The 12,238-nt window shown below is 41.1% G+C and carries 12 protein-coding genes; 6 read left to right on the forward strand and 6 right to left on the reverse strand.

The window, feature by feature from the left end; translation table 11 throughout:
- Positions 1 to 52: 52 nt before the first annotated feature.
- Complete coding sequence (xerD, locus tag NFU46_RS07020; protein ID WP_405030630.1) at positions 53 to 940, reverse strand: site-specific tyrosine recombinase XerD; 888 nt, start codon at positions 938 to 940, stop codon at positions 53 to 55.
- Between the two features lie 128 nt (positions 941 to 1,068).
- Here xerD and fldB point away from each other — a divergent pair, with 128 nt between their 5' ends.
- Positions 1,069 to 1,590 carry a flavodoxin FldB gene (fldB, locus tag NFU46_RS07025; protein WP_251600856.1) on the forward strand — a complete coding sequence of 174 codons (522 nt, stop codon included), beginning with the start codon at positions 1,069 to 1,071 and terminating at the stop codon, positions 1,588 to 1,590.
- Positions 1,591 to 1,633: 43 nt separating this feature from the next.
- On the opposite strand, the gene NFU46_RS07030 is transcribed toward fldB, so the two are convergent.
- Positions 1,634 to 2,062, reverse strand: coding sequence for a DUF2147 domain-containing protein (locus tag NFU46_RS07030; RefSeq protein ID WP_175081026.1), 429 nt, complete (start codon positions 2,060 to 2,062; stop codon positions 1,634 to 1,636).
- A 104-nt stretch (positions 2,063 to 2,166) separates the two neighbouring features.
- Here NFU46_RS07030 and NFU46_RS07035 point away from each other — a divergent pair, with 104 nt between their 5' ends.
- Positions 2,167 to 2,601: a hypothetical protein gene (locus tag NFU46_RS07035; RefSeq protein WP_175082923.1), complete on the forward strand. Its 435-nt coding sequence runs from the start codon at positions 2,167 to 2,169 to the stop codon at positions 2,599 to 2,601.
- Positions 2,602 to 2,658: 57 nt separating this feature from the next.
- Complete coding sequence (locus NFU46_RS07040; protein ID WP_251600859.1) at positions 2,659 to 3,342, forward strand: hypothetical protein; 684 nt, start codon at positions 2,659 to 2,661, stop codon at positions 3,340 to 3,342.
- Positions 3,343 to 3,345: 3 nt separating this feature from the next.
- On the opposite strand, the gene NFU46_RS07045 is transcribed toward NFU46_RS07040, so the two are convergent.
- A complete protein-coding gene (locus tag NFU46_RS07045) occupies positions 3,346 to 4,044 on the reverse strand; it encodes a tRNA1(Val) (adenine(37)-N6)-methyltransferase (protein WP_251600862.1) in 699 nt (232 codons plus the stop codon).
- A gap of 76 nt (positions 4,045 to 4,120) precedes the next feature.
- Here NFU46_RS07045 and srmB point away from each other — a divergent pair, with 76 nt between their 5' ends.
- Together srmB and NFU46_RS07055 are read left to right on the forward strand one after the other, a co-directional pair.
- A complete protein-coding gene (srmB, locus tag NFU46_RS07050) occupies positions 4,121 to 5,353 on the forward strand; it encodes an ATP-dependent RNA helicase SrmB (protein WP_251600864.1) in 1,233 nt (410 codons plus the stop codon).
- Between the two features lie 221 nt (positions 5,354 to 5,574).
- Complete coding sequence (locus NFU46_RS07055) at positions 5,575 to 5,913, forward strand: BON domain-containing protein (protein WP_251600866.1); 339 nt, start codon at positions 5,575 to 5,577, stop codon at positions 5,911 to 5,913.
- Between the two features lie 27 nt (positions 5,914 to 5,940).
- Here NFU46_RS07055 and NFU46_RS07060 read toward each other — a convergent pair whose 3' ends face one another.
- Together NFU46_RS07060 and radA are read right to left on the reverse strand one after the other, a co-directional pair.
- Positions 5,941 to 6,873, reverse strand: coding sequence for a hypothetical protein (locus tag NFU46_RS07060; RefSeq protein ID WP_251600868.1), 933 nt, complete (start codon positions 6,871 to 6,873; stop codon positions 5,941 to 5,943).
- Between the two features lie 50 nt (positions 6,874 to 6,923).
- Positions 6,924 to 8,309: a DNA repair protein RadA gene (gene radA / locus NFU46_RS07065; RefSeq protein WP_063528732.1), complete on the reverse strand. Its 1,386-nt coding sequence runs from the start codon at positions 8,307 to 8,309 to the stop codon at positions 6,924 to 6,926.
- 353 nt (positions 8,310 to 8,662) lie between these two features.
- Between radA and NFU46_RS07070 the strand changes: the two genes are divergently transcribed.
- Positions 8,663 to 11,143: a PilZ domain-containing protein gene (locus NFU46_RS07070; protein ID WP_251600870.1), complete on the forward strand. Its 2,481-nt coding sequence runs from the start codon at positions 8,663 to 8,665 to the stop codon at positions 11,141 to 11,143.
- On the opposite strand, the gene serB is transcribed toward NFU46_RS07070, so the two are convergent.
- Complete coding sequence (serB, locus tag NFU46_RS07075; RefSeq protein ID WP_175082928.1) at positions 11,126 to 12,145, reverse strand: phosphoserine phosphatase SerB; 1,020 nt, start codon at positions 12,143 to 12,145, stop codon at positions 11,126 to 11,128. The genes NFU46_RS07070 and serB overlap by 18 nt on opposite strands.
- Between the last annotated feature and the right edge of the window lie 93 nt (positions 12,146 to 12,238).

The raw sequence follows: 12,238 nt of genomic DNA on the forward strand, positions 1-12,238 counted from the left end.
CTATATCCTGATCATTTTTTATATAGACCGGTACATCTTTAAAAATCTTGCACTAAGCACGTGGATGATGTTGCTCGTGTACCGACTTCAATCTTTCATTCGCTACATGGGTATAAATTTGTGTTGTTGATAAGTCACTGTGACCTAACATCATTTGCACGACTCTAAGGTCCGCCCCATGATTAAGCAAATGCGTTGCAAACGCGTGTCTAAGCGTATGCGGTGATAACGGCGATTCAACTGATGCCAAAATAGCATAGTGTTTGATGCGATGCCAAAAAGTTTGTCGTGTCATGCCAATCCCGCGCTTAGATGGGAACACAAAGTCAGTGGCATGTTTAATCATTTGCGAACGACCCACTTTTAAAAACTGCTCAAGCCAGTACATAGCTTCTTCGCCTAAGGGAACTAAACGCTCTTTGTTACCCTTACCTTTTACAAAGACCACCGCCTGGCGCAAATTAATTTGCTCCATTCTGAGTCCCACCAGCTCTGTAACACGAAGCCCTGTGGCATATAACAGCTCAAGCATGGCTTTATCTCGAAGTCCCATAGGATCTTCTATGTCTGGGGCTGCAAGCAGAGCTTCGACTTCGGCTTCTGACAGCGTTTTTGGTAATGACTGCCCTGCTTTTGGCTGAGCAATATTGACCATCGGCGAATCGGCAATGGCTTTTTCGCGTACAAAATACTGATAAAAACGCTTAAGCGCACTGATGCTACGTGCTGTGCTGCGCGACTTCAGTCCTAAATCAACACGGTATGCTAAATACGCTTCAATATCATCAGCGCGAACGGCTAGTAGGTCTTTATCTTTTAAAAATTGGCAAAACTTTTCAAGGTCACTGCGATAAGCTGCGAGTGTATTTTCGCTGACTCCTTGCTCAAGATACAGCGTATCTAAAAATAACTCTACATGTTCGGCGTTATTTGCTGTTATTACACCTTTTTGGGCTTGTGAATTATTATCAGCCACGCGTACTCTCATCCTTATCAAGGTATCAATTGATTATACCTTACGGTAAACTTACGCCTATCATATCAGGCAAATACACAGTGATAAATACGATGCAGATTGGTTTATTTTATGGTTCTACAACCTGCTACACAGAAATAGCGGCAGAGAAAATTCGCGATATTATTGGTCACGACATCGTGAGCCTTCACAATATCAAAGATGAGCCATTAAAAAATGCAGAGCAATTTGATTTCGTGATCTTCGGCATTTCAACTTGGGATTTTGGTGAGTTGCAAGAAGATTGGGAATCAATCTGGGACGACATTAAAGATGTTAACCTAAACGGCAAAACCGTGGCTCTGTTTGGTATGGGCGATCAACAAGGTTATGGTCAGTGGTTCCAAGACGCACTTGGCATGTTACACGATGAAATTTGTGATCAAAGCATTACCTTGCTAGGCAAATGGCCTAACGATGCAAGTTATGAATTTGAGGCTTCAAAAGCACTCACTGAAGATGGCAAACAATTTGTTGGCTTAGCTCTTGATGAGGACAGTCAATACGAGCTTAGCGATGAGCGTATCGCAAGCTGGGTTGAACAAGTCATGAGTGAGTACAGCGAAAGCTTGTAAGTCATGAATAAAAAAGCCAAGCATCGCTTGGCTTTTTTAATGGTTATTCAACACGTTGCCAATATTGATTACGATAGAAAAATGCAATATAGCCGCGTACTTCAAGCACCTTACCTTGTTCTTGTGGTGTTAGTTTAAGGGTATAAGTTTTACCATTGTTTGGGTCTAGAATTTCACCCTCTTGCCAGCTACCATCGCCAGCATCTGTAGCGCCTTCTATAATTTTTAACCCTAAAATAGGCTGATTTTTCTTATCACCTTTACACTCTTCGCAGATTGCGTCTTGCTTGGCTGGGTTAAGGATTTTTTCAACACTGCCAACCAACACACCATCTTGCTCACTAATACGTACTAAAGATTTCGCTTCATTCGTTTCTTCGTCAATAGTTTTCCAAAGACCCACAGGCGTCAATGCAGCAAAACTCAACTGAGAAAATAATAAGGTAGATAAAACAATTGATAAACGGAACATAAAAAACTCGTATAAAACTTAAGACTTTGGCACTATATCAGGGCTTAACCAAACACACCATTTTGCTAAGCTCCGAAATCGACACAACATTGCGAGGGAACACAATGAGTCAATTCACATTAATTACCGGTGATATTGTCAGTTACGACAGTAATCAGGTAGCTACAATTAACGCCACGGGCGAAATAAAAATAAATCGCTTTGCTGAGCCATTATTTATTCCTGATAGCGCTAAAGCCGCCATTGAGCTGGGTCGGCTTGATGATAACTTGTTTAATTTAAAAAAGTTATTACGTTCAGGCTATGCCGACCCCTGCCCTACGACCCGCGTGCTAATTGAAACCACACATCCTTTACCTGAAATCAACGGCCTGCTGATAAAACGCCGCTTTAGCATTATTGACTTTTGCAGCGCCGAAATAGAAAAGTCGCACAGTAAAGCCGTGTTAGACGCCCTATTAGAGCTTGAATATGTGCAACAAATTCAGCTTGATGAAGTCATGCAATTACAGCCACCGGTACAATTTAACAACCAATAAAGGTACAATAACTTATAAGTATGCTAATCAGCTCCTTCATTTGTAAAAGGAATAACAATGAAAAGTGCGCTACCTATAATGATTGCCGCAAGTATTTTGCTAACTGGTTGTGATGAATTAGAAGTTGAAGAAACTCATAACTTTGGCGATGAAATGTATGAGAACAATTACACACTCGTAAATACCACTGATTTAGAAGTGGACTATTACATGGCAAACACTGACCTGTTTGGTGATGCTCAAGAAGTTAAAGACTCTCAATACTATGTTGATACGCTTGCATCGCAATCACTTCCCGTTGATGTAACACATGCTCACAATGAACGTAGCCGTATTTCATTTTATGTAGTCGATCACAGCGACATAACTAACTCAGCCACACAGATGTATCAGGTAGAGCAAAATCAACCTTATCATTTTATGGCTTGGCAAAATGAAGAAAAGCTTCGTTTAACTCTAGTAAAAAAAGCTAATGATGATAAAGATGACTTTTTTGCTATACGTATTCTCGCAACTGAAAACCTTCGCTTAAAAGTTGAAAAGCAAATCGTCAATTTATATCAAAATCAATTAAGTTATTGGTACCACATTGATGACTGCGCTGATGATTTAAAAGTATCAAAGCTCAATGATGAAGATAAGCGAGTTTATGAACCAGTCTCAATCTGCAACGCATCATATGGGCAGTCATACACGTTACTTTTAAGTGAAGATGGCCTTGAAGCGAGCATTGCTGAATAACGATTACATCTTTAGGTAAAAAGCTTTACAGAGCTCTTTATAATCTTGGCTATAGCTGCCATCAGCTGCATGTATGGTTAACGATGATGTATCACATTCGCCGTTGTTTTGGCTGAGTAACAACAGGCTACGACTTGGTTGTTTTTTCTCGGTTGTACGTACCAAGCAATGGCGATTTAAGTACCAGCCTGCCTGCTCAGCTACCGCAATGAATTGTTTTGCCTCTACACAAGGCAAAATCACATTCAAAAGCGTTTTGCCGTGGCTAATCCTAGTACACGCTGCTATTAATTCGCTGAAGCTCAGGCCATCAGTATGGCGGGCAGTATTTCGAGCATCGTTTTCACCTTTTAGGCTCGCATTAAAATACGGTGGATTGGTGATGATCGCATCAAAAGGCTCTGCTGCGCTGAACGACTGCACAGCACCTTCGAAAAGGTTTATATCAGGCCATGGGCTAGCCGCAAAGTTTTCTTGGGCATCATTGCAGGCACCCGCGTCAATTTCGATGGCACTTACTTTTGCTTCAGGCGCTCTTTGTTTTGCCATTAGCGCCAACAGCCCTGTGCCTGTGCCAATGTCTAAAATGCCCTTAGCACCACTTACATCAGCCCACGCCCCTAACAAAATACCATCAGTCGACACTTTCATCGCCGTGCGTGTTTGCGTTACCGTAAATTGTTTAAACACAAAGCCTGACATTTTTTCACCTTTTCATTCACCACAGCCGCGTTAACGCGTATAATTAGGCTCAATTGTCCTCTATTTATGTCACTCTATGCAATTTTCTGAATTTGATATCGATAACAAGCTGTTAAATGCCATTAATAAAATGGGTTTTGATACGCCTACCAGTATTCAACAACAAGCGATCCCTGAAGCACTTCAAGGTCGTGATATTTTGGCATCTGCCCCTACTGGAACGGGTAAAACAGCCGCGTTTTTGATCCCTGCAATTCAATACTTGCTTGATTTCCCACGTCGCGATCCTGGCTTTGCGCGCGTATTGATCATGACACCAACCCGTGAGCTTGCTTATCAAATTCATGAGCAATGTGAATTACTCGCCGCACAAACTCATCTTAAAATTGGAGTTGTAACAGGTGGTATAAACTACGGGACACACAGAGAAATTTTCGAAAGCAATAACGACATTCTCATTGCCACACCAGGTCGTTTAATGGAGTACCTTGAAACAGAGAACTTCCATGCTGAAAACGTTGAAATGCTTATTCTTGATGAAGCTGACCGCATGCTAGACATGGGCTTTCGTAAAGAAATGCTACGTATTTGTGATGAAGCACGTAACCGCCGCCAATGTTTCTTATTCTCAGCGACCCTTGAAGGTGACAGCGTTGAGTTATTTGCAGAGCGTATCTTAAACGATCCGGCACTGCTTGAAGCCGAATCTTCACGTAAAGAGAAAGGCAAAATCCACCAATGGGTTCATCTTGCGGATGACTACGACCACAAGCTAAAAATGTTGGTTGAAACGTTAAATGGTGACGACATTCATAAAGCTATTGTGTTTGTAAAAACTCGTGAGCGCCTAGAAACATTAGTTGGTGAGCTAAACAACGAAGGCCTTCGTGTAGCTTGGTTACGTGGTGAAATGCCACAAGACAAGCGCATGAAAGCGATGGAGAACTTTCACTCTGGTCGCAACAATATCTTAGTTGCAACGGATGTTGCTGCTCGTGGTATTGATGTTGCTGATATCAGCCATGTTATCAACTTTGATATGCCACGTACCGCAGACGTATACGTACACCGTATTGGACGTACTGGTCGTGCAGGTAAAAAAGGCATTGCGATTTCATTTATTGAAGCTCATGACGTGGCAATTGTTGGTAAGATTGAGCGCTACATTGAGCAAAAATTGAAACGCCGAGTAATTAAAGGGCTTGAGCCACAGCACAAAGAAGCGAAGATCCCATCTAAAAAGAAAAAAGATCCAGTAAAAATGAAGGCAAAGAAAAAAGCCAAAGCTAAAACGAAGAAGAAAAAGTAGTTTTAACTTTAACATCATTACTGTGAAAATGCCGAGCTTGTCTCGGCATTTTTGTGCCATACCCTTTTTACTTATTAACTGTGTAATTAGTTCACACTTTATTACCCACCCATCACACCAATAAAAATAAAACAATAAAATTCAGCAACTTAAATATTGGAATAATAATTGTAACAGGTTCAGCAATAGTTCACAGCAGACTAGATTAACGAGGGAATTGTATGAGCCGCTTCAAATTAACCGTAGTACTTACATCATTAAGCTGTATTTTTTTACTTGCATGCGCAACGAACGTAAGCGCCAATACCAGTGTGCTAACAACAAGCACATCGGCGCAACCTCGCTTACAGCAAATGGCATTGCAGAAGTTAACTCGTAACCCTAACTTTCACATTGAAAACTTACAAGTGATTGTTGAAGGTGAAACTGTTGAACTAAAAGGTATTGCAGAAACAGGCTTTCAACGCGCTTTAGCACAGAAATTTTTAGAACACAGCCAAGGTGTGATGCAGATAAAAAACAACCTTAAAGTGAGTAAGTTAAATCACTCGTCACTTTAAGGTTAGGTTTACAAAAGAGGCTTGAGATTATTCGCCACTTGCTTGTAGGTTGATAAATTTCGCAAGCTCTTCTGGCTGACCCATCAGCATTTGAATTTGCTGATTAATCTCCATCATAGTCTTACCTTCTGGTAATTTAGCTGACACTGAGAAAGACGATAAACCATTCACAAAGTTACTAATCGCTGTTGCAAGTTCTTCGCTTACTGGCACTTGTTGTAACTGCATAGCAACGACTTGCTTAAATTGCTCATGAGTCATGCCTTGCGCAGTTAAGAAGCTATCAACAACCGCTTTAAGCTCACCTTCATCAGCAATCGACATATTGATGCTACGTGGCTCTAACTGCGTGAGGGCTGCCATCATCTTCGATTGCTGTTGTAACTGCTGCTCTAAAGTAAGCTGACCATCAGCTGCTTCATTTTGCATCTGGCTCACAGCGAGTGATGCTTCCATCAGCGCTGTGGTTTTAGCTAAACCAAGATTAAAGTTAACGTCAGCCACCTCATTTGCAGTCACTTTAAGAGCAAAGTCGCTGTCGCCTGAAGCTTTATTATAATCAAGCGATGAGTCAACGTTATAGCTTGTTGATGCTAGCTTGTTATTAGAGTTTTCTGGCAGCTGCGCTAAAAATTCATCGCTAAAACGAAAGTTCTTCATAACAAAACCAGTATGAGGCGGCACGGCATCTACTTCGTAACCCGACACATCAATGCTATCGATTGTTGCGACAGGCTCATTGCTTAAACTATTTGAAACCGTGATCTCAGATAACTGCATGCTGCTATCAAAAATACTAGCTGAGATATCGCTGTATTTAATTTCTACACCGCTTTGGATTGATAACGCACTGATTTGCTTATCAACCACCTTTTTCACTTCCTGTGTAGCTGCGTAATTTGCGTAAGCTACGCCACCGACAGCCGCAGCAACAACCGCTGCAATAATTAACTTCTTCATTTTATTTCCTTTAATTGGTGTAAATTTTTTATCAGTGTATCAAATTGTATTTAGTTTATTAACGACAATAGCTCATGCACGGTTTTTACTGGGGTGATCTTAGCCCCAAGGCCTTCCATTGATTTATGGTAATTACGATATGGAATAAAGATCTCAGTAAAACCGTGTTGCGCAGCTTCTTTAACTCGAGGTACGCCGCTGTCGATTGGTCTTACATCACCATTTAAACTTAGCTCACCCATAATACAGGTGGTACGCGGTACAACAAATTCGTTCAAGCTGCTTAAAAGTGCTGCTACCAATGCTAAATCGATACAAGTCTCTGACTCATCGATTTTTAAACCACCAACAATGTTGAAAAAAGTATCGTGGAAGATTTTTGTTTTTGTGTGCTTACGTAAAATACCCGTTAGCATCTTGATACGGTTCATATTTAGACCAACACACACGCGCTGCGGGAATTCAGCTTCGGTTTCAGTGGTTAAACATTGTATTTCGAGTAATAAGTTACGGTTACCCTTACGAATACAGGTAATAGCTGAGCCCGGAGACTCGGTACTAGAACCAGATAAAAAGATTTCGCTTGGGTTATCAACGCTCAGCATTCCGCGCTCACACATTCTAAAAATACCCACAGTGTCGATATCGCCAAAACGGTTTTTATTAGCACGTAAGGTTCTAATTTGCCCATCATTGGTATCGATATGCAATAAAGCATCAACGATATGCACAAGTGTTTGCGGCCCAGCAATTTCGTTATTTTTGTTTACATGAGCAATGATGAACATAGTGACATCATTTTGCTTACAGTATTGTGTTAAAGCTTGCGCTGCACTTTTAACCTGTGATGGCGAGCCTGGGCTACCATTTGCCGTTTCTGTTACCACGGCCTGAATTGAGTCAATAACCGCGAACTTAATTTTGTTTTTATCAAGCTCTTCAATGATGGCTTCAACACTGGTTTCAGACAGCAAGTAAAGCTCATCTTCGTTGTAATCTAAACGTAAGCGATTCACACGATTTTTAAACTGCGATAGAGACTCTTCAGCTGTACAGTATAAAGAAGGCATTAGCTTTGACATACGTGCGACTAAATCTGATAGCAAGGTGGTTTTACCGGCACCAGGGTCGCCTGAGATAATGTTAACAGAGCCTGTGGTTACGCCACCACTTAGTACTCTGTCTAGCTCACCTATTTCCGTGAGGCGTTTTTCGGCCTCGGTGGTCGCAACTTCATTGATTTTCTTTGAGCCACCGCTAGCGATACCGGCATAGCCTGCTACTGCCGCACGGCTTGCCGCTTGCTTCGATTGCCCCGCTGAAGGCTTAAATTCTGCCAGCGTATTCCACGCTCCACACTTACACTGACCTTGCCAGCGTTGATAGTTCATGCCGCACTCAGTGCAGACAAATTCGATTTTTGCTGATTTTGCCATTCGGCCTTACCTATTTTGGTCGCTGTTTTGTGACTATTTCTGTATTTTCAAGCATATAATAGCTAAAGTAAAACATATGACTCAGGTAATTAATCTAGAGTCACTTTTGTAGTCACAAAAGATAATATGCTGTAACTTGCCCCATGAAAAACGCTTAATCATGCTAAGTGCTTAATTAAGAAATGGTTAAGGGCACAGTTCTTGCTTACAAGTAAAACTTTACAGTGCTTGCCATTTAATTGGCGAATACATATAACAATAACTAATAAAATAAAAAACTAGTTACACTGCTTTGGCTTTCAATAGCCAGCTAGTATACCTACTTTTTTAGATAGACGGTGATGGTTTTATAAATGGCTGAAGACATACTGCTTAAATATGAAAGCCTAGTTGAAGAACTAAAGGCACATTTAGGCACTCCCCAGTTCGACAAACTGTTTAAATCAAAAACAGCTAGCTTAACAAAGCCAGAGCAGTTTCTGATCAAAATGGAAATGTCGCGCTTATCTCAGCCTGTAGCACGCTTTATTGATTTACGTGGCCAGGTAACCGGCCAAGTCAAACCCTACGAATATGATGGTAAGCAACACTTTATGGACGATACCGCCATTGAAGTGTTTGAAGATGCTATAAAGCGCCACGGTGGTTACACCCTTGCCGTTTACGAAGCGGTAATGAATACCGAAAACAATCACCGCGTAATGCAAAAAAAAGCCGCTGAACAAGCTTTAACTGACGATAGTAGCACGACAGAGCAGTCTGCTAAGGTCATTAAGTTTGCATCTTATGAAAGTCGCCGCGAAGAGCGGATGAACTACTCAATTAAAATTACCGTTGAACTAGATAAAGACAATAAGGTTGCCGCTTCTACCTCTGATATCTCTTTAAGTGGCGCTAAAATCAAGTTAGCACCACGGTATAAAGTTAAAAAAGGCCAACTAATTGGTCTGCGCTTAGTTGGTCTAGAGCAAGATTTTGAATTGGGCTTGAAAAACGGTATTCAATACGAAGTAGTTGCAGTAGAAAAAGTGTCTCGTGAATACAATCATGTACGCTTAAAACGCACCTTTATTGAAAATAATGAAAAGTTTGATGAGTTCTTAGAGAGCTTTATTCACGGTAATAAACGTCGCTATAAAGTGAACTTAGACAATACCTTAGATGCGGTTGTATCAAAAGGCTACGAGCAATACTACATTCCACGTGTTACCTCATTTTATACATTTTTAAGCTTACAAGGCGACAAACTATATCCTAGCCTTGCGTTAACCACAGAAAATAACATTTTTATTCAGCGCTATTTTTGTGATGAACGTAAGTTGTCATGCTTATACAGCATTATAAATCAGCAACGCCTAGGTCAGTTGCTCAGCTCACCTGAAGCGGTTAAAGAAGAATACTTGTATACCTTCACTCACACCGTTGCAGGCAAGATTTATTATTATTCTGCTACGCGAAGTGAGCTTGATAGCCAACCACAACTGAGAAATTTGTTCCTCGGCTTTGGTAGCCAAAAAGACAGCTGGCAATGCTTTAAGCTTCAGTTGATGCCAAGCCACCCGGAAGATTCGTATATTCCGCTGTCGCTACCAAGCAGTGCTGGTAAAAACATCGAAAAACTAAATAAGCCACCGACACCACGGGTGCAGGGTTTGATTAAAGATGTTAAATATCTACTGATTTTGACCTCGGTGGGTACTAAGTTTGAACAACAAACATACCAACAGCTTGATTATAATAAAGATGCGGTAAACCAACTTAAACAGTTTGGTCACAGTAAGCATAAAACGCCTCCTCATTTAGAGCCTGTGGCGCTTGAGTATGTGAACCTTCGTGCTCATAAACGCTATTTATACAAAACAGCTATCAGCATTGAACATCATGAGCAAAAAATTACAGGCCATACTCGTGATTTGTCTGTGATGGGCTTGCAAATTGAATGCGACCAACCGGTTGAGTTCAAAAAAGGCGATATCATCAAACTAAACTTGCCTGATTTGCAAAAAATTACCAAAAAGCACGATTTAACAAATCTGGCTTATGAAGTAATGGCTATAAGTAAATCACTGACAACGGTAAATTTAAAAGTGCATAAAGTTGGTGACTTACCGCATATGGCGATTAAGTTTTTCACCGTATTAATCGATAACAACAAAGACAAATTACGTGTTTGTGAAGAAACCCCTAAAATTCCGGGGCTATCAACTGCACTCAGAAATATGGTGACCAAAAGCGTATGCCAATTCCCGTTTTATTTACATAAAGAAGCTGCCCACTTTAAAGCTGGCGCTATTGGCCAAGGCTTATATCCAAGCCCACTTCATGTACTACTACAAAATTTTGCGTTATTGAACGAAACAACCAGCATCGACGGATTCTTATCAACGGATCAAATTACAGAAGTGATCACCCCGTTGATCAAAGACCGTAGTCGCCAAGATCCACCTCTGCCATTTACCCTATTTGTTCGCTTTGATCCGCGCCAAGCCGAAATAAGCGATGCAATTACCAGCCGCTGTATTAGTGAAGATGATTACAAACCACAAACTTTGTTTGTGAAAAAAGCGCTGAAAAACGATTTAGTCTTTGTATTTCGTTTATATGTATCACGAACTGGTCGCCCAGATATTGATTACTTAGCGAATGAACTCAAATACATTAGTCAGTACGCATTACATAAAGCAAAAGACTTAGAAGAAGCACTATGGGCAGTAGCTGGTGTGGGTGATTTAATTGATATAACCGAAGAAGCGCTTACCCATTTTGATATTGACCAAAGGCTGATCAATGAAATGAGTAAACGCAAAGCGACTTGGTTAAAGCGAGTAATCTAACGGTAGAGAGAGTAAGTAAGCAACTTGCAGTAATGAGCCCTCATTAATTGCAGTTTGTGCTTGCTCAACTACTTTAGGTTTACCATGCACAGCAACACCAAGCCCTGCCGCAGCCATCATTTTCAAATCGTTCGCACCATCACCCATAGCAACAGTTTGGCGGTTGTTTAAGGTAAGCTTTTGTTCGATTCGTTTAAGTACACGGGCTTTTTCCTCAGCATCAACAATCGTTCCTATGACCTTGCCTGTTAAACGATTATCTTTGAATTCAAGGGTATTGGCATGCACTTCATCTAAATCAAGCAGTGACTGTACTTGCTCAGCAAATGGCACAAAACCACCTGATGCTATTGCTAAATGCCAGTTATGCGCTTTTAGGTATTGGCATAATTCACTCACGCCCGGCATAAGCGGTAAACGCGCTTTTAAGCCATCAATTAAGTCTACATCGATACCTTCTAGTTTTGCGACACGCTGCTTTAAACTTTGTGCAAAGTCCAGCTGACCGGCCATTGCTTGCGCGGTTACAGCGGCAACTTCATCATACACATCGGCAAGACGCGCAATTTCGTCGATACACTCGATAGTAATGGCTGTTGAGTCCATATCCATCAGCAATAAACCTGGTTCATTCACCGTGGGTGGATTAGTTAATTGCACCAGTTGAATACCCAATTGCTTAGCAAACTCAACTAATACCAATGGACTTAGTGCAGTTGTTGTATCGCTATGAAAGCTCCACGCTACTGGCATGTCTGCGATTGGCTGATAACAACAAAGCGATAAATTACTAAACCCTTGCGCCGCTAAAAAATCGCTAATCGCTAGTAATTGCTCAGCATTAAGCTCATTACCAAAGGCAACACTGAACACGCCTTGATTTGCTTTTGGCGTAAAGTCTGTTGTAATAAGGTGTTTGTTTTCAATTTTATACCAGCAATTTAGGCTGATTTGTTCTGCTAAATTTGCTGAAGGTGTAGCAGCTAAGCTAAGCTGTGACATAGTGGCTCCACATTAGACTTATGTCTGTCCTTGGTCGTGCATTTGGCACTCGCACTCAAGGGGCTGTTAAAGTTATCATGTTGTACCATCAAA

It is taken from the genome of Pseudoalteromonas sp. NCCP-2140 (assembly GCF_023708065.1).
GTDB lineage: Bacteria > Pseudomonadota > Gammaproteobacteria > Enterobacterales > Alteromonadaceae > Pseudoalteromonas.

What these genes read in the sequence shown, in the direction of transcription:
- fldB (WP_251600856.1), top strand. Translation starts at nt 1,069, where the DNA reads ATGCAGATTGGTTTATTTTATGGTTCTACAACCTGCTACACAGAAATA.
- NFU46_RS07030 (WP_175081026.1), bottom strand. Translation starts at nt 2,062, where the DNA reads ATGTTCCGTTTATCAATTGTTTTATCTACCTTATTATTTTCTCAGTTG.
- NFU46_RS07035 (WP_175082923.1), top strand. Translation starts at nt 2,167, where the DNA reads ATGAGTCAATTCACATTAATTACCGGTGATATTGTCAGTTACGACAGT.
- NFU46_RS07040 (WP_251600859.1), top strand. Translation starts at nt 2,659, where the DNA reads ATGAAAAGTGCGCTACCTATAATGATTGCCGCAAGTATTTTGCTAACT.
- NFU46_RS07045 (WP_251600862.1), bottom strand. Translation starts at nt 4,044, where the DNA reads ATGTCAGGCTTTGTGTTTAAACAATTTACGGTAACGCAAACACGCACG.
- srmB (WP_251600864.1), top strand. Translation starts at nt 4,121, where the DNA reads ATGCAATTTTCTGAATTTGATATCGATAACAAGCTGTTAAATGCCATT.
- NFU46_RS07055 (WP_251600866.1), top strand. Translation starts at nt 5,575, where the DNA reads ATGAGCCGCTTCAAATTAACCGTAGTACTTACATCATTAAGCTGTATT.
- NFU46_RS07060 (WP_251600868.1), bottom strand. Translation starts at nt 6,873, where the DNA reads ATGAAGAAGTTAATTATTGCAGCGGTTGTTGCTGCGGCTGTCGGTGGC.
- radA (WP_063528732.1), bottom strand. Translation starts at nt 8,309, where the DNA reads ATGGCAAAATCAGCAAAAATCGAATTTGTCTGCACTGAGTGCGGCATG.
- NFU46_RS07070 (WP_251600870.1), top strand. Translation starts at nt 8,663, where the DNA reads ATGGCTGAAGACATACTGCTTAAATATGAAAGCCTAGTTGAAGAACTA.
- serB (WP_175082928.1), bottom strand. Translation starts at nt 12,145, where the DNA reads ATGTCACAGCTTAGCTTAGCTGCTACACCTTCAGCAAATTTAGCAGAA.